We start from the raw sequence: 26,838 nt of genomic DNA on the forward strand, positions 1-26,838 counted from the left end.
ATCGGCCGCCGGGCCGCGCCGGTCGCGGGGGAGAGCGGCAAAAGAAAGGCCCTCCAGCGATCTTGCTGGAGGGCTTTCGCCGACTGTGCGGACTATCCGCTCTTGCGCCGGAATTCCCGCTTGTGGCCGACCGCGGAGTGCGCCGAGGACGCCTTCGACCGTCCGTCGAGGTGGTCGGCCGCGCGGGCGTTCTGCTGGTTCTTGCGCTCCAGTGCTTCCCGGAACTTGCGCTTCACCTCGTCGGCGCCGTTGGACTTACCCGAATCCGCCATCGCTGCTCCTCGTCGTCGCGGCCGCGCGCCGCGTCCTCGCGGGCGGCGGTGCCCGGCCGATTGCTGTCGAACACCCGACGCTAGCCCGTGCGAGGCGGTTGTGTCAGTTGGATTTCGCGCGCGTCGCGCGGCCCGATCGCGTTCGGGCCGGTCAGTCGAGTGTCTGCGCGGTACTGCCGCCCAGCGGCATCGCCGGAAGGCCGAGCTTGCGATGATCCCAGCTGCGCGTGCGCTCCGGCACGACGCGCACGGCGACCCGCTTGTTCAGCATGGCTTCGACCATCGGGCGCAATTCCTCGTTGTAGGGGCCGGTGTAGCGCTCCCATACGCTCACGCCGACGGCGAAGAGTTTCTCGGCGTCATCGATGATCTCGGCGCGGCCCTCGATCGAGACGCCCCGGAGTTGGTCGTAGGTGTCGCCCGCCTCGACCATGCAGGTGACCCGAGGATCGCGGCGCAGGTTCACCGCCTTCTGCGATTTGGCCTTGGTCTCGAACCAGATCTCGCCGTCGATGAGCGCGTACCACATCGCGGTCAGGTGCGGCGTGCCCTTCGGTCCGATGGTCGCCAGCGTCGCGATCCGGCTGCGCTGCAGGAACTCGGTGATCTCGGTGTCGGACATCACGATCTGTGCCCGTTGATTGACTCCCATGGGGCAACTCTAGAGAGTCCGGACTGAAACAGGTTACAGGCGCTTGTGCAGCGCCTCGGCCGCCGCGACCAGATCCGCCGCCCACCGCGCGCCCGGCCTGCGGCCCATCCGATCGATCGGTCCCGACACCGACACGGCCGCGACCACGGCGCCGCCCGCGTCGCGCACCGGCGCGGAGACGCTGGCCACGCCTGCCGCACGCTCGGCCGCGCTCTGCGCCCACCCGCGCTTGCGCACCTCGGCCAGCGCGCGTTCGCCGAACACCGCGTCGGCCAGGATGGTGCGCTGTAGTTCCGGGTCGGCCCACGCCAGCAGTACTTTGGCCGCCGACCCCGCGGTGAGCGGCAGCCGCGCCCCGATCGGCACGGTGTCGCGCAGTCCCACGGGAGGTTCCAGCGCCGCGACGCAGACGCGGGCGTTGCCGTCGCGGCAGTACAGCTGGACGCTCTCGCCGGTGATCTCGCGCAGCCGGGGGAGGATGGCCGACGCGGCCTCGAGCAGTGGATCGTTCGCGCTGGTCGCGAGCTCGGCGAGGGCCGGCCCCGGCCGCCAGGTGCCGTTGCTGTCGCGCGCGAGCAGGCGATGCACTTCCAAGCCGACGGCGAGACGGTGTGCGGTGGCGCGGGGTAGACCGGTGCGCGCGCACAGCTCGTTGAGACCCGAGGGATGCTCGGCTACGGCGTACAGGACCGCCACTGCTTTGTCGAGGACGCCGATGCCGCTATGCTGTCTCATAGAACGATACTAGCGTCTCGGATGTTGAGAAATCCACCTCCACGGATCCTTCCTCTCAGCGTTCGGACCAGGCGCAGCTATCCCAACTTGTGCAACCGTCGCCGCGTCGGAGTCCAGATCGCGGAACGGCTGCTTCGTCCGAAAGGTGATCGACAATGGCCGAACCGCGCACGCTGGCCGAGAAGGTATGGGACCAGCACGTCGTCGCTCGCGGGGAGGGCGAGGGTGCCTCGCGCGAACCGGACCTGATCTACATCGACCTGCATCTCGTCCACGAGGTGACCAGCCCGCAGGCCTTCGACGGACTGCGCGCGGCGGGCAGGCCGGTGCGACGGCCCGATCTCACGATCGCGACCGAGGACCACAACGTTCCGACGATCGATATCGACAAGCCGATCGCCGACCCGATTTCGCGTACCCAGGTGGAGACGCTGCGGCGCAACTGCGCGGAATTCGGTGTGCGGCTGCACCCGATGGGCGACCTGGACCAGGGCATCGTGCACGTGGTCGGGCCGCAGCTGGGCCTGACCCAGCCGGGCACGACCGTGGTCTGCGGCGACAGCCACACCTCGACGCACGGCGCGTTCGGGGCGCTGGCGATGGGCATCGGCACCTCCGAGGTGGAGCATGTGCTTGCCACCCAGACCCTCTCGCTGCGCCCGTTCAAGACGATGGCGATCACGGTGGACGGCGCCATGCCGCCCGGCGTGACGAGCAAGGACCTGATCCTGGCCGTCATCGCGAAGATCGGCACCGGCGGCGGACAGGGCTACGTCCTGGAGTACCGCGGCGAGGCCATCCGGGCCATGTCGATGGAGGCCCGAATGACGATCTGCAACATGTCCATCGAAGCGGGCGCGCGGGCAGGCATGATCGCGCCGGACGAGACCACCTACGAATTCCTCAAAGGACGGCCGCACGCGCCGCAGGGAGCCGATTGGGACGCCGCGGTGGCCGCCTGGGAGGCGCTGAAGACCGACGAGGGCGCTGTTTTCGACGCCGAGGTGCACATCGACGCCTCCGAGCTGACTCCGTTCGTCACCTGGGGCACCAACCCGGGTCAAGGCGCCCCGCTGGGCGAGGCGGTGCCCGACCCCGTCGCCATCGCCGACGAGGTGGCTCGCGAGTCCGCGGAGAAAGCTCTGCGTTACATGGACTTGGAGCCGGGTACTCCGCTTCGACAAGTGCCGATCGACACCGTATTCGTCGGCTCGTGCACCAACGGACGCATTGAAGATTTGCGTGCGGTGGCCGGGATTTTGAAGGGACGTCATGTCGCCGACGGCGTGCGAATGCTGGTTGTACCGGGCTCGATGCGGGTTCGCGCACAGGCGGAAAAAGAAGGACTCGGGGAGATTTTCACTGCGGCGGGCGCCGAATGGCGGCAAGCCGGCTGCTCAATGTGCCTGGGAATGAATCCGGACCAGCTCGAGCCGGGCCAGCGTTGCGCGTCCACCTCGAACCGCAACTTCGAGGGCAGGCAGGGCAAAGGCGGCCGTACGCACCTCGTTTCTCCCCTCGTAGCGGCCGCGACGGCGGTCCGTGGAACTCTGTCATCGCCTGCGGATCTGGACTGACCGGCCCCGATTCCCTCAATCAAACCCAGGAGATTCGTTATGGAAGCCTTCACTGTGCACAAGGGCATCGGGGTGCCGCTGCGCCGCTCCAATGTCGATACCGATCAGATCATCCCGGCGGTCTACCTCAAGCGGGTGACGCGGACCGGATTCGAGGACGGGTTGTTCGCCGCATGGCGCACCGATCCCGACTTCATTCTGAACATCGCGCCTTACAACAGGGGTAGTGTCTTGGTGGCGGGTCCGGATTTCGGTACGGGATCGTCGCGTGAGCACGCCGTTTGGGCGCTGTCGGACTACGGCTTTCGGGTGGTCATCTCATCCCGGTTCGCCGACATCTTCCGCGGCAATGCGGGCAAGGGCGGTCTGGTCGCCGCTCAGATGTCACAGAACGATGTCGAAATGCTCTGGAAGTTGCTCGAGGAACAGCCCGGCTTGGAATTGGTTGTGGACCTCGAGGCGCGCACGGTGACGGCCGGAACCGTCGTGTTGCCGTTCGATATTGATGACTACACCAGGTGGCGTCTGCTGGAAGGATTGGATGACATCGGCCTGACGCTGCGCCGGGAGGACGCGATCGCCCGGTTCGAAAAGGCAAGGCCAACATGGAAACCCACTACCCTGCCTGCACATATTTCGCAGACGTAATCACCCCCGCCGGTTAGCTGGACAGCCGGAGTTGCGGTAGCTGGACGTGTGCTAAACCACATGAATTTTGGCGTGGCACATAGACTCTTGCCCAAAGTGGGTTTACCGTGGTACCTAGTCGGTCCGACGACGGGCCATTAGTCTGCGGAGGATTCAATGAACAAGGCGGAACTGATCGACGTTCTGACCGAAAAGTTGGGTACGGACAGGCGCACGGCCACCGCGGCAGTCGAGCATGTGGTCGACACCATCGTGCGCGCGGTGCACAAGGGTCAGAGCGTCACTATCACCGGATTCGGTGTGTTCGAACAGCGTAAGCGTGCGGCTCGCGTCGCGCGGAACCCGCGTACCGGCGAAACCGTGAAGGTCAAGCCCACTTCGGTGCCCGCGTTCCGTCCCGGCGCTCAGTTCAAGGCGGTGATCGCGGGTAAGCAGAAACTGGCCGCGACCGGGCCCGCCGTCAAGCGCGGGGTGAATGCGCCGGTGTCGGCGAAGAAGGCGGCGGCGAAGAAGACGGCGGCCAAGAAGACCGCCGCCAAGAAGTCGACGCCGACCAAGGCGCCCGCCAAGACGACGGCCCGCAAGGCCGCCGCCAAGGCTCCGGCGAAGACCACCGCGCGCAAGACGACCGCTACGAAGACCGCTGCGAAGAAGGCGCCCGCGAAGAAGACCGCGGTCGCGAAGAAGGCTCCGGCCAAGAAGACGGCCACCAAGGCCACGGCGGCCAAGAAGACCACCACCGCTGCCGCCAAGAAGACCACCGCGAAGAAGACCGCGGCCAAGAAGGCCTCGACTCGCGGAACCCGCTGATCTCGAGCCACCGCCGGATCGGCGCTGAATGCGTGGCCCCACGACTGGGCCCATTCGCCTCAACGTCGAGACGGCCCCGGGAGACACCCGGGGCCGTTTTCGGCTGTCCGCCTGCCGAGACCTCACGGCCGTGGCCGCCACTCGGCGCCCGCCGACCCGCGCGGTGACGCGGGAGCTGCAGGTCTAATCCGACCGCACCACGTAGGCTGACAGCGATCGATCCAGATGGTCGGCGGCCACCAAGCGATGGCCGACGAACGACAGCACCCACACACTGCCCTTGCGATTGCGCGCCGACGGCAGCGCGACTCCATCGCGTTCGGCCAGCCATCCCAGCAGATCGGGGATCACCTTGCCCTGACTGCAGACGACACGAATGGCTTTGTCCGACACCAGGGCTCGAAAACGTTCCCGGGCGGCGTCCGGGTTTTCGGCGTACCCGGTCTCGGAAAGCAATGGCTCCTCGATGATTTCGACACCGAGTTTCTCCGCCAACGGCGCCACGGACTGCACGCAACGCAGTGGTGGAGCCGAATAGACCTCAGATGCGCCGAACGCCAAGAGGTTCGGCGTGAGCGCCTGTGCCTGCGCCTCGCCCTCGCGGTCGAGCGGACGCTGCTCGTCGGGACCGTTGAAGCGGTCCCTGCGGCCTGCTTTGGCATGCCGCACCAACAGCAGAGTGTCGGTGCGCGCGGGCAGCCGGGTGAAGGCGCGCACCACCTGCCGGTCCATCGGATACGACAGTTGGTCCATCACCCGATCCAGCGGATGCCAGCTGAGCACGTCCACCTCGGAGTTGACGGTGAACTCACCGCCCACCTGTTCGGCGGCCCAATAGTCGACCCGCTTCAGCTTGCGGTGGCCGGGGATCGGGTAGGTCACGTGGCCGAGGTAGCGGCCGAGCCTGCTCTCCAGCCCGGTTTCCTCCCGTACTTCGCGGACCGCGGCCAGCACCGGGGTCTCGCCCGGGTCGAGTTTGCCCTTCGGCAGCGACCAGTCCTCGTACTTGGGGCGGTGGACGATCGCGATCTCGATCGCACCCGAGGACGACTCGCGCCACAGCACCGCTCCGGCGGCGTGGATATTGGCGGTGACGCGGGGATCCCAGAACGGGCCCCCCTCTTGTTCGAACCCCGTTTTGGCGTTCACTGCTGATCTGGCCTCCGCAGCCGCATCAAGAACTCCTGATGGTCTCTGATCTTGTCCCCGTCGCCGGACACGCCCGGCGACGCCTGCCACGTGCCGTCCGGTTGCAGCACCCAGCAGCGCGTGGTCGGCGATAGAGCCGAGTCGAAGACTCCGCCGAGTTGTTCGGTCAACCGCGGATCCTTCACCTGCGCCATCACCTCGACCCGGCGATCGAGGTTGCGGTGCATCATGTCGGCGCTACCGATCCAGTACTCGTCCTGCGCCTGGAAGTGCAGGATGCGGGAATGCTCCAGGAACCGGCCGAGGATCGAGCGGACCTCGACGTTCTCGCTCATCCCGGGCACACCGGGGCGCAGGCCGCAGATGCCGCGCACCACGATCTGTACCGGCACGCCCGCCTGGGAGGCCCGGTACAGCGCGTCGATGACCTCCTCGTCGACGATGGCGTTGGCCTTCAGCCGGATTCGGGCGTCCTTACCCTCACCCGCCAGATCGGTCTCGCGCTGGATGCGCTCGATGATGCCGGAGCGCACGCTATGCGGGGCGACGAGCAGATTGCGGTAGTTCTCTTTCCGCGAGTAACCGGTCAGCGAATTGAACAGGTCGGTCAGGTCGGCGCCGATTTCGGGTGCGGCGGTGAGCAATCCGACGTCCTCGTAGAGGCGCGCGGTCTTCGGGTTGTAGTTGCCGGTGCCGATGTGGCAGTAGCGCCGGATGGTGGCGCCCTCGCGGCGCACCACCAGGCAGGTCTTGCAGTGGGTCTTCAGGCCGATGAGGCCGTACACCACGTGCACGCCGGCCTGTTCCAGCGCGCGGGCCCATTTGATGTTCGCCTGCTCGTCGAAGCGCGCCTTGATCTCGACCAGGGCGACCACCTGCTTGCCCGCCTCGGCGGCGTCGATGAGCGCGTTGACGATCGGGGAGTCACCGGAGGTGCGGTACAGCGTCTGCTTGATGGCGAGCACCTGCGGGTCGGCGGCGGCCTGTTCGATGAACCGCTGCACGCTGGTGGAGAACGAGTCGTACGGATGGTGCACCAGCACGTCACCCTCGCGCAGCGCGGCGAAGACGTTGCGCGGCGTCTCGCGCTCGCCGAACGCGGGCGGGGTCGCGGGAACGTACGGAGTGTCCTTCAGATTCGGCCGGTCGACGCCGTACACCTGCCAGAGGCAGGACAGGTCGAGCAGGCCGGGCACCTGGATGACGTCGTCGGGGTCGACGTCCAACTCGCGGAGGAGCAGATCGAGCATGTGCTCGGTCATATCGTCGGACACCTCTAGTCGCACCGGCGAACCGAACCGCCGCCGGGCCAGTTCCCGCTCCAGCGCCTGGAGCAGGTCCTCGTCGCGATCCTCGTCGACTTCGAAGTCCGCGTTGCGGGTGATCCGGAACGAGTGGTGCTCGACCACCTCCATGCCGGGGAACAACAGGTCCAAGTGCGCGGCGATGAGCGCTTCCATCGGCAGGAAAGCCGCGATCGGGGAGCCGGAGTCGGTGCGGCGCACACGGACGAACCGGTCGACGTTGTCGGGGACCTTGACGCGGGCGAAGTGCTCGCCGCCGGTCGCGGAATCCTTTACCGTCACCGCGAGGTTGAGACTCAGCCCGCTGATGTAGGGGAAGGGGTGCGCCGGATCGACCGCGAGCGGGGTGAGGACCGGGAAGACCTGATCCTGGAAGTAACCCGAAAGGCGACTGCGTTCGTCCTCGTCCAGATCGCTCCAGTCGATGATCGCGATGCCCTCGGCGGTCAACGCGGGCAGCACGCTGTCGAGGAAGACGCGGGCATGCCGCACCGCGATCTCCTGGGTGCGCGCGGCGATCAGTTCCAACTGCTCGCCGGGGGAGCGACCGTCAGCCGAGCGCACCAGCAGGCCGGTCTCGGCGCGGCGTTTCAGCCCGGCCACCCGCACCATGTAGAACTCGTCGAGATTGGACGCGAAGATCGCCAGGAACTTCGCACGCTCCAGCAACGGCAGCGACTCGTCCTCGGCGAGGGCGAGCACGCGGGCGTTGAAGTCCAGCCAGCTCAATTCGCGATTGAGGTAGCGATCGCGTGGCAACCGCGCCGCCGACGAGTCGGCGGACAAGGGTGTCGCCGCTGGGGGTGGCGTGGGAAGCAACGGCTGCTGCTTGACGGTTTCCGTATCGCTCACGTCACCGATCATCCCCTACCGGAGAGGTCGTGTGCATCCCGCGACCGTGATCGTCATGTGTCTCACGCCACCACGGCGACCGGCTAGCACACGTGTGGAACGTGTTCGTGAACGCCGCCCGGCCAGCCGATGTCGTGCAGGACAGCACGCGTCGCGTTTCCGGCCCCGAGTGCCACCGCGCGGTCCAGATCGGCGGGGGTGTCGACGTCCAAGCGCAGGCCCGGCCAGTCCCCGGTGAGATCGACCGCGCCCGCGTCGATATGGCTGCGTGCCGACCCGGGACCGAAACGGGGATCGAGCGCGGCGACCGGGTCGCGAACCACGAGCGCGGCGGTGCCGCTGCCCTCGTGATCGATCACGATCGAGCGCAACCCGCGCGGGGCGGCGGCGAGCATGTCCGACAGTTCTTCCGGGCGCAGCGCGGGCAGATCCGCCTGCAAAGCGAGCAGATCGATCGGGCCGTGCGCGCCGCGCAACGCGGCGGCGGTGGCGGCGAGCGCGGTGTTCAGCCCGTCGGCGTGCCGCTGACGCGGTTCCGGATGGACTTCCGCGCCCAACGTGCGGGCCAGGTCCGCGACGGCGGGGTCGGGCGTGACCACGGTGACCGATACGACCTCGCCGACCGCCGCGGTGGCGGTCACGGTGTCGGCGAGCATGGCCAACACCAACCGGGCCCGGTGCTCCGGGCGCAGCCGGTCGGCCAGTCGGCTCTTGGCCTGATCGAGGCTCTTGACCGCGATCACGGCATGCACGGCGTGCGGGCGCATGCGAGCAATCCTTCCATGGCATATTGGGCTGATGACGAGGGCGGCAGTGCTGGGCGCGGGATCGTGGGGCACCGCGTTCGCGAAGGTGTTGGCGGACGCGGGAACCGAGGTCACGATCTGGGCCCGGCGGCCCGAGGTCGCCGCGACGCTGGCCTCCGAACATCGCAATCCCGATTACCTGTCGGATATTCCGCTGCCGCCGGTCGCGGCCACCCACGACCCGGCGGTGGCGCTGGACGGAGCGGACATCGTCGTGCTGGCGGTGCCGTCGCAGTCGCTGCGGGCCAACCTCGCGGAGTGGAAGGGGTTGATCCCCGGCGACGCCACGCTGCTGAGTCTGGCGAAAGGCATCGAGACCAGGACGCTGCTGCGGATGAGCCAGGTGATCGAGGAGGTCACCGGGGCCGATCCGAGCCGGATCGCGGTGCTTTCCGGACCGAACCTGGCGCGCGAGATCGCGGTGGGCCAGCCTGCCGCGACCGTGGTCGCCTGCTCGGACAACGATCGCGCGGTGGCGGTGCAGCACGCCTGCGCGACCGGATACTTCCGTCCCTACACCAACACCGACGTGGTCGGCTGCGAGATCGGCGGCGCTTGCAAGAACGTCATCGCGCTCGCCTGCGGCATCGCGTCGGGAATGGGGCTCGGCGACAACTCGATCGCCAGCCTGATCACCCGCGGTCTCGCCGAGATCATCCGGCTCGGGGTGGCCCTCGGCGCGGAGCCGGTGACGCTCGCGGGTCTGGCCGGCGTCGGAGACCTGGTCGCCACCTGTACCTCCCCGTTGTCGCGCAACCGGTCGTTCGGGCGCGTGCTCGGCGCGGGCGGATCCATGGACGCCGCCCAGTCGGCCACTCATGGCCAGGTCGCCGAGGGTGTGAAGTCCTGCACATCGGTGCGTGCGCTGGCCGAGCGGCACGGCGTCGAGATGCCGCTGACCACCGCGGTGCATCAGGTCTGTCACGAAGGGCTCTCCGTGCGCGAAGCCGTCGGCAACCTGCTCGGGCGGCGGATGAAGCCCGAGTGAGCCCGCTCCGCCCCGGCGGGAGTGTCCGGGACGGTCAGCGGTGGGAGTGCGCATCGAAACGGGTACGGTTCGGGGCATGACGAACCGGATCAGGGTGGCTGTGGTGTTCGGCGGGCGCAGTAACGAGCACGCCGTGTCCTGCGTATCGGCCGGTAGCGTGCTTCGCCACCTGGATCAGGAGAAGTACGAGGTCGTGCCGATCGGCATCACCACGGAAGGCCGCTGGGTGCTCGGCGGTTCGGAGGTGGCCGCGCTCGGCATCCACGATCGCGCACTGCCGTCGGTGGACGCCACCGGCACGGCATTGACCCTGGCCGCGGACCCCAGCCGCCCCGGGGCGCTGATCGCGCTCGACGATCCCGGCGCGGCGCTCGGCTCGGTCGATGTGGTGTTCCCGATCCTGCACGGACCGTTCGGCGAGGACGGCACCCTGCAAGGGATGCTGGAACTCGCCGGAATTCCCTACGTCGGCCCCGGCGTGCTGGCCAGCGCCGCGGGCATGGACAAGGAGTTCACCAAGAAACTGCTCGCGGCGGAGGGGCTGCCGATCGGCACGCAGGTGGTGTTGCGGCCCGGCACCGCGACGGTCACCGAGGAAGACCGGCTGCGCCTGGGTCTGCCCGTGTTCGTCAAACCGGCCCGTGGCGGCTCATCGATCGGCATCACCCGGGTCACCGACTGGAACGAGCTGGACGCGGCCATCGCCGTGGCGCGCGCGCATGATCCGAAGGTGATCGTCGAAGCGGGCATTGTCGGGCGTGAGGTGGAGTGCGGGGTCCTGGAATACCCGGACGGCCGGGTCGCGGCGAGCGTGGTGGCGGAGATCCGGATGCCGGAGACCGGCGTCACCGTCGACGGACCCGCGTTCTACGACTTCGACACGAAGTACCTCGACGACGTCTGCGAATTCGACGTTCCCGCGAAACTGGACGACGAGGTGTCCGACCGGATCCGGGAATTGGCCGTGCGTGCCTTCCAGGCTCTCGACTGCCAGGGACTGGCGCGGGTCGATTTCTTCGTCACCGAGCAGGGGCCGGTCATCAACGAGATCAACACGATGCCGGGATTCACCGCCATTTCCATGTATCCGCGCATGTGGGAGGCCACCGGCATCGACTATGCCGCACTCGTCTCCACGCTCATCGAGACCGCGCTCGTTCGCGGCACCGGGTTGCGTTAGGGCCTGCCGTCGTCGGGTGCGCCCCAGGTGATCGGCGCGCGACTACTCGGAGTCAGTTGGGCAGCGGTCCCGGGTCGATCGGCTGGGCCGGGAGGTTGGCGGTGATGGTGTCGGAGACTTCTTGCAGCGGTGTCGGACCGGAGCCGTCAGGGACGGTGAGGGCGACGTAGGTCCCACGGTCGACGGCGAACCACGTGCTCGCCTTGGCGGCCTGGTCGCGGACCTCGAACCACTGCACGCCGTTCACGATCTGCAGCGGCGAGGCGCGATTGAATTCCAACGGGCGATCCAGCCCGCAGCGCAGCACGATGGCGTCGCCGCCGTCGGCGCGCTGCCATGCGCGTGTGGCGGGCGGAGCGGGCTCGACCAGCGTCGATTTCGTGAAATCACCCAGCTCCGCGGGTAAGGCGGGCAGCAGGGCGGCGCACGCCGGGCCCTCCGCAGCCGGAGCCGGGACAGGGCCGAGCACCAGCGGTTCGCGCTCGACGGGCGCGCGGTGCGCGAGTACGGCGGCGACGAGCACCGCGACGACCAGCACGACCGGAAGCGCCACGGCGGTCGCGATGAGCGCGGGCGGGTACTGGTGTGCCGGGGACGACGCGGGGCGGCTGTCCGGCTCACCGGTATCGGTATCCGCTTTCGCGCTGTCCTCGCTCTTCGACAAGGAAGGAGTGGTCCGCGCGTCCGAGTCGGCGGCTTGTGGGCGATCGGACGCATTGTCCGTCGCCGCCGGTTCCTTCGGGGCGCTCCCGGGATCCGTGGCATCGGTGCGTTCGTGCTCGGGCTCCGCCGAATCGCGGTCCGACGAATCCGCCGCCATGTTCACCGATCCTTTCCGCTACGCGCGTCGTCGCTGCCGCGCCGCAGGGCCGTTGGTACTCGAGTGCCCCCGAAAGGGTACCGTCGGGCTCATTCCAGCAAGCAGCGCGCCGGAGAGGATCGGTCATCAGCGCCAGCAGTGCCCCGAGGACAGTGCGTGAACTGGGCGAGTTCGCGCTGATCGAGCGCATCAACGCGGGTCGCGTCCAGGCGCCGGGTGTGCTGCTCGGCCCCGGTGACGACGCGGCGCTGGTCGCGGCGCCGGACGGCCGTTTCGTGGTGACCACCGACATGCTCGTGCAGGACCGGCACTTCCGGCTGGACTGGTCCAGCCCCGAGGACGTCGGCCGCAAGGCGATCGCGCAGAACGCCGCCGACGTGGTCGCCATGGGGGCGACGCCGACCGCGTTCGTCGTCGCGCTCGGCTGCCCGGCCGAGACCCCGCTCGAGGTGATCGACGGACTCGCGGACGGCATGTGGGCCGAGGCCGCCAGGGCGGGCGCGTCCATCGCGGGCGGCGATCTGGTCCGCAGCCGCGAACTGGTCGTCTCCGTCACCGCCTTCGGTGATCCGCGCCGCGGCGCGCCGGTCACCCGAGCGGGTGCCCGCGTGGGCGATGTCGTCGCGGTAGCGGGCCGCCTCGGCTGGTCGGCCGCGGGACTGGCCGCCTTCACCGCCGGAGCGACCGGACCGGAGTTCGTGGAAGCGCTTGCCGCGCATCGCGTTCCGCAGCCGCCGTACGCGCTCGTATTGAGCGCGCTGCGGCGCGGGCGACGCGGAGGACCGAATCCGTCTGAGGTGCAGCCCGTCTCGTCCCGAACCGAAACCACATCCGAGGTAACTGCCGGAGATCCCGCGACCGCACGCCTCGATTCGGGAGCGCCCGGCTCCCTCGGGACCTCGGCTACCGAGTCGTCCGCACCGGTCACGCTCGACGAGGACTTCGGAACCGAAGCGTCCGACGTCGGCCTGCACGCGCTGACCGACGTGTCCGACGGACTGCTCGCGGATCTGGGGCACATCGCGTCGGCCTCGGGCGTGGCCATCGATCTGGATTCGGCCGCCCTGCGCGACCCTGCGCTGGAACCGATCGCCGCCCGGCTGGATGCCGATGCGGCGCAATGGATCCTGACCGGCGGAGAGGACCATGCCTTCGCGGGCACCTGGGCGCCGGACGGTGCGCTTCCCCCTGGATGGGTCGCGATCGGGCGGGTTCTGGCCGGTCGCGGGCTCACCGTCGACGGTGTGGCGCAGACCGGCGACGTCGGGTGGGAATCGTTCCGTGGGGCGGACTCGTCATGCGACGGCCGGTCACGCTAAGTTGTGCGGTCATGGGCGCGAAACCACTGTCGGAAATCATGGATCCGGGATGGGCGAAGGCACTCGAGCCGGTGGCGGATCGGATTACCGCCATGGGCGATTTCCTTCGTGCCGAGAACGCGGAAGGCCGTGGCTATCTACCGTCCGGTGACAACGTGCTGCGGGCCTTCCAGCGTCCGTTCGACGCGGTGCGCGTGCTGGTCGTCGGCCAGGATCCGTATCCGACGCCCGGTCACCCGATGGGGCTGAGTTTCTCCGTGGCGCCGGATGTTTCGCCGATCCCGCGCAGCCTGGCCAATATCTTCGCCGAATACAGCAAGGATCTCGGTCACCCGACGCCGTCCTGTGGCGATCTGAGCCCGTGGTCGGACCAGGGTGTGCTGATGTTGAACCGAGTGCTCACCGTGTCGCCCGGCAAGCCTGCCTCGCACCGCGGCAAGGGGTGGGAGGCGGTCACCGAGCAGGCGATCCGCGCCTTGGTCGCCAGGGACGAGCCGTTGGTCGCGATCCTGTGGGGCCGCGACGCGGCGACGCTGAAGCCGTTGCTGACCGAGTCCGAGGTGCCCTACATCGAGTCCGCGCATCCGTCGCCGCTGTCGGCGTCCCGCGGGTTCTTCGGTTCCCGCCCCTTCTCGCGAGTGAACGAACTGCTCGACGAACTGGGGGCCGAACCGGTTGACTGGCGCCTGCCCTGAGTTGGGCGTCTGTGTGTGATCGACCGAGTTAACGAGTGAGGAGCTGTTCCATGCACAACAACACCGTCCGGGGCGCGCTGCGCGGTACCACCGCGACCCTGGCCTTCTGCGCCGCTCTGAGCAGTGGCGCCGCCGTCGCGAGCGCGGCTCCGCTGCGGCTCGAGCCGGCCACGGAGACCACCACGGCCCCGGTCGCCGAGGAATACACCTCCAGCGGTTCCTCCACCATCTCCGCGTCGTTCAACGCCAAGATCGCGTGCCTGTTCTTCGCGGGCAACCTCGCCTGCTGAACACTCGAAACGCCGGGTTCGCGCCAGCGCGTCCCGGCGTTTGTGCGATCCTACGGATCGTGAGTAATGCGAACTATCTTCTCGAACCGTCCCGGCTCCGGCTGCGCGGTTCGGGCGGAATCGAGCTGGCCGCCGATCAGTTCGGCCCGGTCGACGGCCCGCTCGTCGTCTTCCTGCACGGTGGCGGGCAAACCCGCCATTCGTGGAAGAAGACCGGAGCCCGGCTCGGCGCGTCGGGAATGCGGGTGGTCACGGTGGACGCCCGCGGCCACGGCGACAGCGAGTGGGCGCCGGATCGTGACTATCGGCGCCAGACCATGGTGGACGACCTGCTGCTCGTGCTCGAACAGCTGGGCGAGCCCGCGGTGGTCGTCGGGGCCAGCATGGGGGGAATCACCGGTCTGCTCGCCACCGCGCGGCCCGGCGGGGATGCGATCAGCGCCTTGGTGCTCGTCGACATCGTGACCAGGCCCGAGCCGGAAGGCGTCGCCCGGGTTATCGACTTCCTGGGCAAACATCGCGACGGCTTCGACAGCCTCGAACAGGCCGCCGACGCGGTCGCCGAATACCTGCCGCACCGCCCGCGGCCGAAGAGCCCCGAAGGACTGCTGCGCAATCTGCGTGAGCGCGACGGCCGCTGGTACTGGCACTGGGATCCGGACATGCTCAGTGATCGGGTCGAGGACCCGTCCGCGATGATCGAGCCGATGGAGGACGCGGCGCGGGCGCTGCGCATCCCGGTGCTGCTGGTGCGCGGCATGCGCTCGGACGTGGTCAGCGCCGAAGGAGCCGAAGCGTTCCAGCGGCTGGTGCCGCACGCCCAGCTGGTCGAGATCGGCGGCGCGGCGCACACCGCAGCCGGTGACGACAACGACTCGTTCACCGACGCGGTGGCGAAATTCGTGCTCTCCACCCGGGAGTGATTCAGGCGAGTCCGGCGTAGTCGGGTTTGCGTTTCGCGACGAACGCGTCGACGCCCTCCCGTCCGGCGGCGGAGCCCGCGGCAGCGGCGATACCGTCGCGCTCGCTGTCGAGTTGATCGCTCAGCGTCGCGGTGCCCGACTGCCGCAACAGCGACTTGATGCTCGCGTGGGTAGAACGCGGTCCGGTGGCCAGAGTGCGTGCGAGGCGCTGCGCCTCCTCGGCGATCTCGCCGTCGGGGACCAGCCTGCTCAGCACGCCGAGGCGCACTGCCTCGTCGGCGTCGATGACGGCGTCGGTGAGCAGGATTTCGCGCGCCCGCCCCTGCCCCACGATGCGCGGCAGCGTCCAGGACATGCCCCCGTCGGGGCTCAGTCCGATGCCGGGATAGGCCGGGCGCAGTTTGGTGCCGGGCCCGCCGAGGGCTATGTCGGCCAGGCAGACCAGGCTCATGCCCGCGCCCGCGGCCCAGCCCTGCACCGCCGCGACCACCGGCACCGCGGTCGCGTCCAGCGCGCGGACGAAATCGTGCAGATCGGTGGCCAGACCGCGGATGTGCGCGGAGCGGTCCTGCGCCGCGGCGAAGCCGCGCACGTCGCCGCCGGCGCAGAAGTTCGCGCCGGTGCCGCGCAGCAGCACCGCGCCCACCTCGGACCCCAGCGAACCCAGTGCGGCGGTGCCCGCGTTGATGCCCGCGAAGTCCATGGACGTGCCGTTGGCGGAGGTGGCGATGGTGATCTGGAGGACGCCGTCGACGGTCGTTACGTAGCCGGTTTGCTCGCTGGTGGTCATGATCTGCACCTTAACGGGCGCGGCCGGACGCAGTCCCTCGGTAGTCCGCACGGCAACCGGAGCGAGGGCGAGGTTACCTCTAGCGGCCGTCGTCCGACACCGACTCGGCGTGCGTCGTCGGCGTGCGCACCATGCGCACCTCGATCGCGGCGGTGAACGGTTCGACCTTGCGCGTGCCGTCGAGCACGAACCCATGCCGCCGGTAGAACGCGTTGGCGCGCGCATTCTGCTCGAACACCCACAGCGAGCACGGAGCGGCCGGATCGAGCGCGGCGCGGATCAGGTCGTCGGCGACCCCGCTGCCGTGCCAGGAGGAACGCACGTAGAGCGCGTGCAGTTCGATCGGGATCACCGCGTCCGGGTCGCCGGGCGGGCCCGCGCTGGAAAATCCGATCACCACGTCATCTACGACCGCGACGTGCGTGCGGCCCGGATAGCGCAGCCGGTCGCGCTCCCACTGCTCGGCCCGTCGTCCGATATCGAAGGCGTCGAGCACGTGCGCGGGCACCAGCCCCCGGTACGCCTCGCGCCAGCAGGCGATGTGGCATTCGGCGAGGCTGTAGACGTACTCGGCGGTCAGCGGCTGAACCCGCCACGGATGCTCGGTCACAGCGGCCATGCGCGGCCCGCACTCATGACAACGCCCCGGACCACCCGATACGGGTGCCGGGGCGTGTACCGACGAGGCCGGTCAGCCCGAGGGCGGATCAGCCGCGGGCGACCTTGCCCGCCTTCAGGCAAGAGGTGCACACGTTCATCCGGCGGGTGTTGCCCGGGGCGACCTGCGCGCGAACGGTCTGGATGTTCGGGTTCCAACGACGGTTGGTGCGCCGGTGCGAGTGCGAGACCGACTTCCCGAAGCCGGGGCCCTTGGCGCAGACGTCGCAGACGGCAGCCATAGTCGCGAACTCCTTCATGTCAATGGTGGGGACCGCCGCTTTCGCGGTGCGGCGCATCCTCGTGCAATGTCGAGTGCCCTGTCAGCGGAGAGCCGACCAGCGCAGACCGGTGACGGCCGCGCGAGGCAACCCTGCAAGGGTAGCTGTGCTGCCTTCGATCCACCAAACCGGTCCCCGTGAACGAGTGCCGGATCGGTCGCCGGGCATATCCATTCTAATGACGCGGTCTTACCGGTCGCCTGTCGGGACCGCCCGCTAACCTGGCGGGCGGTGGTGGTGCGCAGGTGGCGGAAGGGAGTGAGGTGACGGTGTCCGGAGCGCGAGACGTGATGGACGGCACGGCATTGCTGCGCTGGGGCCGTACCTGTCTCGCCGGCCTGGAGCATCGGCGCGAGGAGATCAACGCGCTCAATGTGTTCCCTGTCCCGGACGCGGATACCGGCACCAATCTGCTGGCCACGATGCGTGCCGCGGTGGAGGCGGGGGAGGCGGCCGCGCGGGCGGACGGGAGCGCCGCCCGTGCCGTCGCCGTCGCGATGGCGCACGGCGCGACGGTCGGCGCCCGCGGCAATTCCGGGATCATCCTGTCGCAGGTACTGCGCGGCGTCGCGGACACGGTGCACGGCGGTCCGTTCACGGCCGACAGCCTGCGCGCCGCGCTGGCCAGGGCCTCCGAACTGGTCCGTGAGGCACTGAGCGTGCCGATCGAAGGGACGATCCTCACCGTGCTCGACTGCGCGACCGCGGCGGCCGCGGCATGCCCCGACCAGGAATTGGCGGATGTGGCACTCGCGGCGGCCGACGGCGCGGCCAAAGCGCTCGGCGATACCCCGTTCCAATTGGGCGTGCTGCGTCGGGCCGGTGTCGTCGACGCGGGAGCCCGAGGGTTGGTCGTGCTGCTGGACAGCTTGGTCACCGTGACCCGAGGCGAGGCGCCGACGCGGCCGGAGTACCCGCGGCCCGCGGCGGCCGACCGTTCGGCGCCCGCCGGCGAGGCCGAACCGCAGTACGAGGTGATGTATTTGCTGGCCGACTCCGACGAGCGGAAAGTGGCCGCGTTGCGCGCCCGTCTCGGCGAACTCGGCGACTCGGTCGTCGTCGTCGGCGACGGAAGCGGATCCTGGTCGGCGCACGTGCACTGCGCCGATGCGGGTGCGGCGGTGGAAGCGGGCATCGCGGCGGGCATGCTCAGCCGGATCCGCGTCGAGAACGTCGCTTTCGCTTCGCACGCGGACATATCCGAGGTGTCGAGCGGCCTCGGCGCGGCTGATCGCGCCACGCGCGCGAACCCCGGCGAACTGTCCGATGGCGATGCGTCCCGGACCGGGCCTGCCCGAGGCGAAGGCATCGCGGGATCGGTTCCGCCCGCCGATTCGACCCAGGTGGTGGCCGGTGCGCTCGGCCCGAGCGTAGCTCCGGCCGACCGCGGGATTCTGGCGGTGGTCGCGGGTGCGGGCGCGGCGACGCTGTTCGAGGACGCGGGCGCGGTGGTGCTGGCAGGCGAGCCCGTCACCGCGGCAACTCTGCTGGCCGCGATCCGGCGTATGCCGAACCGAGAGGTACTGGTGCTGCCCAACGGCGCGCTGCCTGCGCACGAATTGGTCGCCGTCGGTGTCGCCGCGCGTGACGCCCACCGGGACGTGCTGCTGTTGCCGAGCGCGTCGATGGTGCAAGGACTGGCGGCCTTGGCCGTGCACGACCGCGGGCGGATCGCGGTGGACGACGCCTTCGCCATGTCCGAGGCGGCCGCCACCACGCGCTGGGGATCGCTGCGCGCGGCGACCGAGCGCGCGCTCACCATGGTCGGCACTTGCGAACCGGGCGATGGGCTCGGTCTGGCCGGGCACGACGTCGTCGTGATCGAGCGCGATGTGCCCGCCGCCGGGCGGACGCTGCTGGACCGGCTGCTCGCCTTCGGCGGCGAGCTGGTCACCCTGCTGATGGGCGCGGCGGCGCCGGATGGCCTCGGCGACGAACTGGCGGCGCATATCGCGCAGAACTTTCCCGGCGTCGAGGTGATCGTGTATTCCGGTGGGCAGCAGGGCGATTCGGTGCAGATCGGAGTGGAGTAGGCATGGCGGCACTGAGTGATCGGCTCGACCACATCCTCGGCGCGAAGGCAGCGGACTCGCTCGCGGACGCTTTCGACATGCGGACCGTCGAGGATCTGCTGCGGCACTACCCCCTGCGATACGCGACGCAGGGGCAGCCGCTCACCGAGGAAGCGCCGGAAGACGGTTCGCACATCACCGTCATCGGCCGGATCACGAAGGCCGAGCTGCGGCCGATGCGCAACCGCCGCGGTTCCCTGCTGAAGGTGGTCCTCGACACCGGCTCCGGGCGCGGCGTGGACGTCACCTTCTTTAACGGCGACAAGGTGAAGTACGTGGTCCGCGAAGGGTTGCGCGCGATGATGTCGGGCACGGTGAACTACTGGCGTCCCGGCCAGTGGAACCTCAGCCATCCCGGCTACTTGATCCTGCCGGAAACCGAGGGCGATGACGATTCGGTCGGCGCGCTGACCAGGGTGCGCGGCGGCGGAGACCTGCGCGGCCTCGCGGAGAGCGCGAAAGGCGCGGGGGGAGTGGACACCTCGTTCATGGAACGCGAGTTCGTCCCGGTCTACCCGGCGACCGCGAAGGTGCAGAGCTGGGACGTGCTCGCCTGCGTGCGTCAGGTGCTCGACCAGCTCGATCCCCTCGACGATCCCGTACCGGAAGACGTGCGCGCCGAACGCGCGCTGCCGAACCTGTCCGACGCGCTGCGCCTGATCCACCTGCCCGAACGCAAGGACGATATCGATCGAGCCAAGGACCGGCTGCGTTTCGACGAGGCGCTGGCCTTGCAATTGGTCTTGGCCGAGCGCAGGCATGAGGTGTCCGGGCGCAGGGCGCGCGCTTGTGCTCCGCGGCCGGACGGTATCGCCGCGGCGTTCGAGCAGCGACTTCCGTTCGAACTCACCGCGGGGCAGCAGCAGGTCGTCGCGGAGATCTCCGCCGACCTGGCCCGTGAACAGCCGATGCACCGGTTGCTGCAAGGCGAGGTGGGCTCCGGCAAGACGATCGTCGCCCTGCACGCCATGCTGCAGGTGGTGGACGCGGGACTGCAGTGCGCGCTGCTCGCCCCGACGGAGGTGCTCGCCGCGCAGCACTATCGGTCGCTGCGCGGCATGCTCGGTGACCTGGGCGCCGCGGGCGAGCTGGGCGCGGCCGACCACGCCACCCGAGTGGTGCTGGTGACCGGGTCGATGTCGGCCTCGGCCAAGAAGGCGGCGTTGCTGGAAGCGGTGACCGGTGAGGCGGGCATCGTGATCGGCACGCACGCGCTGATCCAGGACAACGTCGAGTTCTTCGACCTCGGCATGGTGGTGGTCGACGAGCAGCATCGCTTCGGTGTCGAGCAGCGGGATGCCCTGCGCGCCAAGGCGAAAGCGGGCGCCAGTCCGCATCTGCTGGTGATGACCGCGACCCCGATCCCGCGCACCATCGCCATGACCACGCTCGGCGATCTGGAGACCTCCACGCTGACCGAACTGCCGAGAGGCCGCTCGCCGATCGTCTCCAGGGTGGTGCCGCGCAGGCAGCACCCGAACTGGGTGGATCGCGCCTGGGAGCGGATCGTGGAGGAGGTCGCCGCCGGGCGCCAGGCGTACGTGGTGTGTTCGCGCATCGGCGACGACGAGGAGGCCGCGGGCAAATCCCGCAACGGGCGGGCGAAGAACGGCGACGGCGAGAAGGACGGCCCGACCACCCAGGCCGTGCTGGACGTGTTCGAGACGCTGCGCGCGGGCCCGCTGTCCGGCGTGCGGGTCGGCTTGCTGCACGGCAGACTGCCCGCCGACGAAAAAGACCAGGTGATGCGGGCGTTCAACGACGGATCGGTGGACGTTCTGGTGTGCACCACCGTGGTCGAGGTCGGTGTGGACGTGCCCAACGCGACGGTGATGGTGATCGTCGACGCCGACCGGTTCGGCGTCAGCCAATTGCATCAGCTGCGCGGCCGGATCGGGCGGGGCGAGCACCCCGGTTTGTGCCTGCTGATCACGGATGCCGCGCCGGGCGGGTCGGCCATGGCGCGTCTGGACGCGGTCGCCGCCACCACCGACGGCTTCGAACTCGCGGTGCTCGATCTGCGGACCCGGCGCGAGGGCGACGTGCTGGGCGCCGCCCAATCCGGCACCGCCCGCTCGCTGCGCCTGCTGTCACTGCTGGACGATCTCGAGGTGATCACCGCGGCGCAGGAGTTCGCCCGCGCGGTGGTGGCGTCCGACCCGGGGCTGCGCGGGCATCCCGGGCTGGCGGGGATGATGCACGCGGCGGTGGACTCCGAGCGGCTGGAGTATCTGGCCAAGTCTTGATCGCACCGGCGGTGTGGACGGGAGACGTCGGACTCCGGGCGCGCACGTGCGGCGGCCACGTCGCCGTTCGCGCACAGTGGCGGCCGAAAGATCGGTGCTGAACGGCGACCCGGCCGCACTGATCTCCTCGGCGGGCGCGCCGTTCACGGTGGTCGTGCTCGAGATCGACGCAGCGACTCCGGGCGATCCGCGCCGGGCCGACCCGCACGAGCTCGCCGGAAGCGAAGTCGTCAGCGCCCGAGCCGCGGGTAGGGCAGGTCGGTGCTGGTGTGTTCGGCGACCGCCAACGGGCTGCCTATGTGCGGGAAGGCGCGCTGCGGACATGCGGGACGCTCGCACACTTTGCAGCCCGCGCCGATCGGGACCGAGGCCGCCGGGTCGTCCAGCTGCAACCCGGACGAGTACACCAAGCGGTCGGCGTATTCGATATCGCAGCCGAGGCCGACGGCGAAGTTCTTCGCCGCGGTGCCGAACCCGTGTGGGGCGATCGCCGCGGTGCGCGCGATCCATAGATACCGGCGGCCGTCGGGCATCTCGGCCACTTGGGTCAGGATCCGGCCGGGATGGGAGAAGGCCTCGTGCACCACCCAGAGCGGGCAACTGCCACCGACCCGGGAGAAGTGGAAAGCGGTGGCGGACTGACGTTTGGAGATGTTGCCCGCCCGGTCGGTGCGGACGAAGAAGAACGGAACGCCACGCTGGCCCTGCCGTTGCAGGGTGCTGAGCCGATGGCAGACGGTCTCGAACCCGACCTCGAAACGCAGGCCGAGCAGGTCGATGTCGTAGCGGAGTTCCTCGGCCGAGCGCAGGAACCGGCTGTAGGGCAGCACCAGCGCGCCCGCGAAGTAATTGGCCAGCCCGATCCGCGCCAGCGTGCGGGATTCGCCGCTGAGCGACGGGCTCTCGGCCAGCACGGCATCCAGCTCGGCCCCGTACAGCAGGAGGCCGAGCGTGGTGGCGATCTGAAAGGCGCGCTGGCCCGGCCGCAATCGGCGAGCGAGCGTGAGCGTGCGGGTCTCGGTGTCGTAGTGGCGTTTGGGGACGGTGGGGTCGGCGCCGTCGCCGCGCACGAGAACGGTGACGCCGGCGCGTTCCTCGGCGATGCGGGCGAGCTGGCGATCGAGCGAGCCGATGGTCAGCCCGGAATTCTCGAACAGTTGCTCGGCGGCGATGTCGAGTTGCGGAATGTGATTGTGGTGGTCGTAGAAGAAGTCGCGTACGTCCTCGTAGGGCATGGGCACCCCGGGCGCGCCCGCGGGCGCGGACACCCGCGCGGACAGCAGGTCGAGCTGATCGGTGGCGGCGCGTAGGCGGCGATGCATGGCGACGACGATCCTGGCGACTTCCGGTTGGCGGGTCGCCAGCTCCTCCACCTCGGTCAGCGGCGCTGTGTGTCCGCCCGCGGCGTCGACCAGCACTTCGTGTAGATCCGATACGAGCCGCGCGTCGGAATCGGCGGCGAAGAACTGGACGTCCAGGTCGAAGGTGGAATTCAATTTCAGCAGTACGGGAATGGTGAGTGGGCGCTGGTCCCGCTCGAGCTGATTGAGGTAGCTCGGCGACAGATCCAGCGATTTCGCCAGAGCCGCCTGAGTCATTCTCCGCTCTTCACGCAACCGCCGAAGCCGGGCGCCCGCATACATCTTGCGCACGTGCACGATGGTAGCTGTGATTATTCGCAATCATCGCAATAACGCGCGCTATTACCCACAAAGATGTGCTTTTGCGAGGTGTCCAGCAATGTATTCGATCTGCGTAGCGTGCGAAGAGAGGTTTGCCACCGTGTCGTTGTGAACGCGTGAAATTCGCCGTTGCCCGCGGCCTGGAACGAAACCGACCCGGAAGTCGCTGACGCCCTTCCCTGCCGAGCAATTGCTTGGTTGAATCGAGGGGTCCAATCCCCGCCCCGGCACCAGGAAGTGAGCAGACGAATGCCCGATCCCGACGAGCTCGTGCGTGCGATGTGCCGAAGCTGGTCCGACCCGGATCCGGATCGGATCAGCGCGTACTTCGCCGAGGACGCCGTCTACCACAACATCCCGATGGAGCCCATCGTCGGCCGCGCCGCCATTCGCGACTTCATCGCGGGTTTCCTGACCACCTTCGACGCCATCGATTTCGACATCCACCACCAGATCGCCTCCGGCAACGTGGTGATGAACGAGCGCACCGACATCCTCCGCTCCGCCGGACGCGAGACTCCGCTCCCGGTCATGGGTTTCTTCGAAGTCGCCGACGGCGCCATCACCACGTGGCGTGACTACTTCGACATGGTCGCCATCAACCGCGCCTTCGGACTGTAGGGCCTCAGCCGAACAGATCGTTCTCGGATTCGGCTGTGGCGGCCTTGCGCGTCCAGGATTCGAGCCGGTCGAGATCGGTGCACCCGGTGATCTCGGCTCGCGTCTTCTGCCCGACGACGATCCCGCGCGCTTCCAGCACAAGGAGAAGGGCCCGAACCGCTTCTTCGGTCCGCCCTTCGTCGCGGCCTTGCGCCACGTACTTGCGGGCGAAGTCGCTCTGGTACTCGTACTTGAAGGTCGACGTCATGAGTTCCTCCAGTCGATGCCGGGCCGTCTTCGACAGGGCCGCGACAACAAGGTCATAGTACATTTTCGCCCGCTCGTCATCGGTCGCGAGCGTGTCGGCATGGGATGAAAGCTACATGGGCGCAATGACATTCGGATTTGTGAAGTGAACTTTCGTATCGTATGGAACCGAACCGGCCATCGGTGCGTCGAAAGTAAGCAAGAGGGGAAAGACGGTGTCGTAGTCGACTAGTGAGGAGGGGTAGCCGATGGAGCGTTGTTCCGGGTGTCATACGGCGTGGCGACGAGGGATGCGGACGCGGGCGCGGGAGTTGCCGGTCACGCGGCGGGAAGAACCGTGTGACCGGTACACCCTACGGCGGCGGCAGCCGCCTCGGCCGGAACCCGAATCCGGCTGAGGCCGTAGTTGATCCGGTGCCCCTTCGGCAGGTAAAGGGGGCACCGGATCGGCGATCTACGGGTGGGGTTACCGCACGGCCGCCGCTGCCGCGACCATGTTGCGGAGCGAGGCTTCCACCTCGGTGCGTCCCCTGGTCTTCAATCCGCAGTCGGGATTCACCCAAAGACGCTCGGCCGGAACGGCTTTCAATGCCGCGCGCAGCGATGTGGTGATCTCGTCAACGCTGGGCACCCGTGGAGAGTGGATGTCGTACACGCCGGGGCCGACGCCGAGGTCGAATCCCGCCGCGTTGAGGTCGTCGAGCACCTCCATGCGTGAGCGCGCCGCCTCTATGGACGTGACATCGGCGTCCAGTCCGGCGATCGCGTCGATCACCTCGCCGAACTCCGAGTAGCACAGATGCGTGTGGATCTGCGTCGCGTCGGACACCCCGGAGGTCGCGAGCCGGAACGACCGCACCGACCATTCCAGATACCCGGGATGATCGGCCGCGCGCAGCGGAAGCAGTTCCCGCAAGGCGGGCTCGTCGACCTGGATGATCCGGGTGCCCGCCGACTCCAGATCCACGGTCTCCTCCCGGATCGCCAGCGCCACCTGTCGGGCGGACTCGCCCAACGGCTGGTCGTCGCGGACGAACGACCACGCCAGAATGGTCACCGGGCCGGTCAGCATGCCCTTCACCGGCTTGTCGGTGAGCGACTGCGCGTAGCCGATCCACTCGACGGTCATCGGCTCCCGCCGCGCGACATCCCCGAACAGGATCGGCGGCCGCACGCAGCGCGTCCCATAGGACTGCACCCAACCTTGCTCGGTCGCCGCGAACCCGTCGAGTTGCTCGGCGAAGTACTGCACCATGTCGTTGCGTTCCGGCTCGCCGTGCACCAGCACGTCCAACCCCAACTCCTCCTGGAGCGCGATGATATCCGCGATCTCGGCCCGCATCCGGCGTACATACTCCGCCCGATCGATCTCGCCCTTGCGCAGCGCGGCGCGCGCCAGCCGGATGGCCGAGGTCTGCGGGTAGGAACCGATCGTCGTGGTCGGCAGCGCGGGCAGCCGCAGACGATCCCGTTGCAGTTCCCGGCGTTGTTCGGCGGGCGCGCGGCGGTCGGCGTCGGGCCCGAGCGCGGCGAGCGCGGCTCGCACGCGCGGATCGTTCAGCCGCGGATCCGACCACCGCGACGCCAGCGCCGCCCGCACCTCGGCCAACTCGGCGGCGATCGCCTCCGTGCCCTGGCTCAGCCCGGTGGCGAGCAGGCGCACCTCGGCCACCTTCTCCGCACCGAACGCCAGCCAGGATCGCAGCCGCTCGTCCAACCCGGTTTCCGCGGCCAGCGTGTACGGCACGTGCAGCAGCGAGCAGGAACTCGAAACCGCCACGTGCGCAGCGGATCCCAGCAACGCGCCGAGGGTGGCCATGGCGCGGTCCAGATCGGTGCGCCACACATTGCGGCCGTCGACGATCCCCGCGACGAGCAGTTTGCCGGTCAGCGCGGGTACGGCGGCCACCGCGGCGACGTCGGCGCCGGCCGTGAAATCGAGGGAGACCCCCTCTATTCCGGTGCTCGCCAGCGCCGTCAGCGCCGCATCCGGTCGCCCGAAGTAGGTCGCGACGAGGATCGCCGGGCGCTCGGCGGCGTCGGCGAGTTCCTCGTAGGTGACCTGCACCAAGTCGATTTCCTCCGCCGTGAGGTCAGTGACCAGCACCGGCTCGTCGATCTGCACCCATCCGGCACCGGCGACGGCGAGCCTGCGCAGCAGTTCCCGATACAGCGGCAGCAGCTCGATCAGCCGGGCGAGCGCCGAGCCGCCGGTCGCCTTCGCCAGTTTGAGGAAGGTGATCGGCCCGATCACCACCGGCCGCGCGGGCACCCCCAGTTCCAGCGCTTCCCGCAGTTCCGCGAGCAGCTTCTCCGGGTGCAGCGAGAAGGCGGTCTCCGGCTCGATTTCCGGCACCAGGTAGTGGTAGTTGGTGTCGAACCACTTGGTCATCTCCAAGGGCTCGACCGTGTCGGTGCCGCGCGCGGCGGCGAAATACCGTTCCAGCGGGTCCGCGATCCCGGCGACCCGGGGCGGCAGCGCGCCCAGCAACTCGGCGGTGTCGAGCATCTGGTCGTAGTAGGAGAACGTGCCGATCGGAACGGAGTCCAGGCCCGCGGCCCGTAATTCGGCGAATTGGGCGTGCCGGAGGTCGCGCGCCACGGCGTGCAACTGGTCGGCGTCGATCTTGCCCGCCCAATAGGCTTCGGTGGCCCGCTTCAGTTCGCGCCGCGGCCCCACTCGTGGAAGCCCGAGAACCGTCGCGGTAAACGGCTTTTGCTGTGCAACAGTCACGATGTTTCTCCATTGCTGAGGACGAAAGCCATCGCCATACGGGCAGGCGGAGAACCCGGTGACATGCCGGTGATGTTCCCGGCGGAGCCCGACACGTCAGCTGGTGATCCGCACGCCCAATCCACGAGGCGGTGGCCGCCGGGTACGGCGTACCCGGCACGGCTGGCAGGTCTTCGGACTCGCGGGCACCGGCCGTGCGGGCCGGCATACGCCGGAGTGCTCCCGATGGCCGACCTACTGGCCGTCGCTTCCCAAGTCGCCGAACCTTCCGGATCGCTGAACTCAGTGCCTGGTGACGGCGGTCGTTCCTGCATACCGCTGCGGGACAGTCCCGGATTCCCACCGGGTTCCCTCTCACCCGCCGTGACGTCGCCGTACCGGCGGGCTCGACTCCGTGGCGCGACGTCGGGGCTCCATCTCGTCGTGCTGCGGTGAACCAGCTGCCCACTCAGCATAGGACGCGTCCGAGCGAGCACACCGCGAGGGATC

General features: G+C 68.9%; 25 protein-coding genes and 1 riboswitch. Of the genes, 12 read left to right on the forward strand and 13 right to left on the reverse strand.

Translation table 11 applies throughout. The features are described from left to right. Positions 1–92 precede the first annotated feature (92 nt). The 3 genes from ACIHAX_RS02865 to ACIHAX_RS02875 form a co-directional block, all read right to left on the reverse strand. On the reverse strand, positions 93–272 hold the full coding sequence (locus ACIHAX_RS02865; protein WP_355069796.1) for a DUF5302 domain-containing protein: 180 nt from the start codon (positions 270–272) through the stop codon (positions 93–95). Positions 273–423: 151 nt separating this feature from the next. Beyond that, positions 424–924, reverse strand: coding sequence for a PPOX class F420-dependent oxidoreductase (locus ACIHAX_RS02870; RefSeq protein WP_397275507.1), 501 nt, complete (start codon positions 922–924; stop codon positions 424–426). Positions 925–957: 33 nt separating this feature from the next. After that, positions 958–1,659 (reverse strand): IclR family transcriptional regulator, encoded by a 702-nt coding sequence (locus ACIHAX_RS02875; protein ID WP_355069799.1) that lies wholly within the window; start codon positions 1,657–1,659, stop codon positions 958–960. Positions 1,660–1,814: 155 nt separating this feature from the next. Here ACIHAX_RS02875 and leuC point away from each other — a divergent pair, with 155 nt between their 5' ends. From leuC to ACIHAX_RS02890, 3 genes are all read left to right on the forward strand, one after another. Next, positions 1,815–3,236, forward strand: coding sequence for a 3-isopropylmalate dehydratase large subunit (gene leuC / locus ACIHAX_RS02880; protein ID WP_397275509.1), 1,422 nt, complete (start codon positions 1,815–1,817; stop codon positions 3,234–3,236). Between the two features lie 39 nt (positions 3,237–3,275). Next, complete coding sequence (gene leuD, locus ACIHAX_RS02885; RefSeq protein ID WP_356961237.1) at positions 3,276–3,884, forward strand: 3-isopropylmalate dehydratase small subunit; 609 nt, start codon at positions 3,276–3,278, stop codon at positions 3,882–3,884. Between the two features lie 156 nt (positions 3,885–4,040). After that, the gene (locus tag ACIHAX_RS02890) at positions 4,041–4,694 is read left to right on the forward strand and encodes an HU family DNA-binding protein (RefSeq protein WP_039799597.1); all 654 of its coding nucleotides are present in this window, start codon (positions 4,041–4,043) and stop codon (positions 4,692–4,694) included. A gap of 183 nt (positions 4,695–4,877) precedes the next feature. Here ACIHAX_RS02890 and ACIHAX_RS02895 read toward each other — a convergent pair whose 3' ends face one another. The 3 genes from ACIHAX_RS02895 to cofC all read right to left on the reverse strand — a co-directional run bounded on the left by ACIHAX_RS02895 (position 4,878) and on the right by cofC (position 8,766). Next, complete coding sequence (locus ACIHAX_RS02895; protein WP_397275511.1) at positions 4,878–5,843, reverse strand: NUDIX domain-containing protein; 966 nt, start codon at positions 5,841–5,843, stop codon at positions 4,878–4,880. Continuing rightward, entirely contained in the window at positions 5,840–8,011 is a 2,172-nt protein-coding gene (locus ACIHAX_RS02900; RefSeq protein ID WP_355069805.1) for an RNA degradosome polyphosphate kinase, read from the reverse strand. The genes ACIHAX_RS02895 and ACIHAX_RS02900 overlap by 4 nt, the downstream gene beginning before the upstream one ends. 71 nt (positions 8,012–8,082) lie before the next feature. Continuing rightward, positions 8,083–8,766, reverse strand: coding sequence for a 2-phospho-L-lactate guanylyltransferase (gene cofC, locus ACIHAX_RS02905; protein ID WP_355069806.1), 684 nt, complete (start codon positions 8,764–8,766; stop codon positions 8,083–8,085). A gap of 31 nt (positions 8,767–8,797) precedes the next feature. Here cofC and ACIHAX_RS02910 point away from each other — a divergent pair, with 31 nt between their 5' ends. Then, positions 8,798–9,793 carry an NAD(P)H-dependent glycerol-3-phosphate dehydrogenase gene (locus ACIHAX_RS02910; RefSeq protein WP_364427320.1) on the forward strand — a complete coding sequence of 332 codons (996 nt, stop codon included), beginning with the start codon at positions 8,798–8,800 and terminating at the stop codon, positions 9,791–9,793. A gap of 76 nt (positions 9,794–9,869) precedes the next feature. Continuing rightward, positions 9,870–10,973, forward strand: a complete 1,104-nt coding sequence (locus ACIHAX_RS02915; protein ID WP_355069809.1) for a D-alanine--D-alanine ligase family protein — start codon at positions 9,870–9,872, stop codon at positions 10,971–10,973. Positions 10,974–11,025: 52 nt separating this feature from the next. Here ACIHAX_RS02915 and ACIHAX_RS02920 read toward each other — a convergent pair whose 3' ends face one another. After that, positions 11,026–11,793 carry a DUF3515 domain-containing protein gene (locus ACIHAX_RS02920; protein ID WP_355069811.1) on the reverse strand — a complete coding sequence of 256 codons (768 nt, stop codon included), beginning with the start codon at positions 11,791–11,793 and terminating at the stop codon, positions 11,026–11,028. Between the two features lie 152 nt (positions 11,794–11,945). Here ACIHAX_RS02920 and thiL point away from each other — a divergent pair, with 152 nt between their 5' ends. The 4 genes from thiL to ACIHAX_RS02940 are packed head-to-tail and all read left to right on the forward strand — an operon-like array spanning position 11,946 to position 15,020. Further along, positions 11,946–13,112: a thiamine-phosphate kinase gene (gene thiL, locus ACIHAX_RS02925; RefSeq protein WP_397275515.1), complete on the forward strand. Its 1,167-nt coding sequence runs from the start codon at positions 11,946–11,948 to the stop codon at positions 13,110–13,112. Between the two features lie 11 nt (positions 13,113–13,123). Continuing rightward, on the forward strand, positions 13,124–13,807 hold the full coding sequence (locus ACIHAX_RS02930) for a uracil-DNA glycosylase (protein ID WP_355070973.1): 684 nt from the start codon (positions 13,124–13,126) through the stop codon (positions 13,805–13,807). 50 nt (positions 13,808–13,857) lie between these two features. Then, on the forward strand, positions 13,858–14,097 hold the full coding sequence (locus ACIHAX_RS02935; RefSeq protein ID WP_355069814.1) for a hypothetical protein: 240 nt from the start codon (positions 13,858–13,860) through the stop codon (positions 14,095–14,097). A gap of 59 nt (positions 14,098–14,156) precedes the next feature. After that, a complete protein-coding gene (locus tag ACIHAX_RS02940) occupies positions 14,157–15,020 on the forward strand; it encodes an alpha/beta hydrolase (RefSeq protein ID WP_355069816.1) in 864 nt (287 codons plus the stop codon). Position 15,021: 1 nt separating this feature from the next. Here ACIHAX_RS02940 and ACIHAX_RS02945 read toward each other — a convergent pair whose 3' ends face one another. The 3 genes from ACIHAX_RS02945 to rpmB form a co-directional block, all read right to left on the reverse strand. Next, positions 15,022–15,810 (reverse strand): enoyl-CoA hydratase-related protein, encoded by a 789-nt coding sequence (locus ACIHAX_RS02945; protein WP_364427308.1) that lies wholly within the window; start codon positions 15,808–15,810, stop codon positions 15,022–15,024. A 79-nt stretch (positions 15,811–15,889) separates the two neighbouring features. Next, a complete protein-coding gene (locus ACIHAX_RS02950; protein WP_397275518.1) occupies positions 15,890–16,429 on the reverse strand; it encodes a GNAT family N-acetyltransferase in 540 nt (179 codons plus the stop codon). An 88-nt stretch (positions 16,430–16,517) separates the two neighbouring features. Then, a complete protein-coding gene (rpmB, locus tag ACIHAX_RS02955) occupies positions 16,518–16,709 on the reverse strand; it encodes a 50S ribosomal protein L28 (RefSeq protein WP_039799620.1) in 192 nt (63 codons plus the stop codon). 329 nt (positions 16,710–17,038) lie between these two features. Between rpmB and ACIHAX_RS02960 the strand changes: the two genes are divergently transcribed. Continuing rightward, complete coding sequence (locus ACIHAX_RS02960; protein ID WP_397275724.1) at positions 17,039–18,781, forward strand: DAK2 domain-containing protein; 1,743 nt, start codon at positions 17,039–17,041, stop codon at positions 18,779–18,781. Between the two features lie 2 nt (positions 18,782–18,783). After that, a complete protein-coding gene (gene recG, locus ACIHAX_RS02965) occupies positions 18,784–21,066 on the forward strand; it encodes an ATP-dependent DNA helicase RecG (protein ID WP_397275520.1) in 2,283 nt (760 codons plus the stop codon). A gap of 230 nt (positions 21,067–21,296) precedes the next feature. Here recG and ACIHAX_RS02970 read toward each other — a convergent pair whose 3' ends face one another. After that, positions 21,297–22,718 (reverse strand): short-chain fatty acyl-CoA regulator family protein, encoded by a 1,422-nt coding sequence (locus ACIHAX_RS02970; RefSeq protein ID WP_355069823.1) that lies wholly within the window; start codon positions 22,716–22,718, stop codon positions 21,297–21,299. A 279-nt stretch (positions 22,719–22,997) separates the two neighbouring features. Here ACIHAX_RS02970 and ACIHAX_RS02975 point away from each other — a divergent pair, with 279 nt between their 5' ends. Next, positions 22,998–23,369: a nuclear transport factor 2 family protein gene (locus tag ACIHAX_RS02975; RefSeq protein WP_356961249.1), complete on the forward strand. Its 372-nt coding sequence runs from the start codon at positions 22,998–23,000 to the stop codon at positions 23,367–23,369. Positions 23,370–23,373: 4 nt separating this feature from the next. On the opposite strand, the gene ACIHAX_RS02980 is transcribed toward ACIHAX_RS02975, so the two are convergent. Together ACIHAX_RS02980 and metE are read right to left on the reverse strand one after the other, a co-directional pair. Continuing rightward, positions 23,374–23,616 carry a hypothetical protein gene (locus tag ACIHAX_RS02980; RefSeq protein WP_397076623.1) on the reverse strand — a complete coding sequence of 81 codons (243 nt, stop codon included), beginning with the start codon at positions 23,614–23,616 and terminating at the stop codon, positions 23,374–23,376. Between the two features lie 465 nt (positions 23,617–24,081). After that, positions 24,082–26,352: a 5-methyltetrahydropteroyltriglutamate--homocysteine S-methyltransferase gene (gene metE / locus ACIHAX_RS02985; RefSeq protein ID WP_397275726.1), complete on the reverse strand. Its 2,271-nt coding sequence runs from the start codon at positions 26,350–26,352 to the stop codon at positions 24,082–24,084. Positions 26,353–26,495: 143 nt separating this feature from the next. Further along, positions 26,496–26,746: riboswitch (cobalamin riboswitch) on the reverse strand. Positions 26,747–26,838 lie beyond the last annotated feature (92 nt).

This window comes from Nocardia sp. NPDC051929, from assembly GCF_044548645.1.
Lineage (GTDB): Bacteria > Actinomycetota > Actinomycetes > Mycobacteriales > Mycobacteriaceae > Nocardia > Nocardia sichangensis.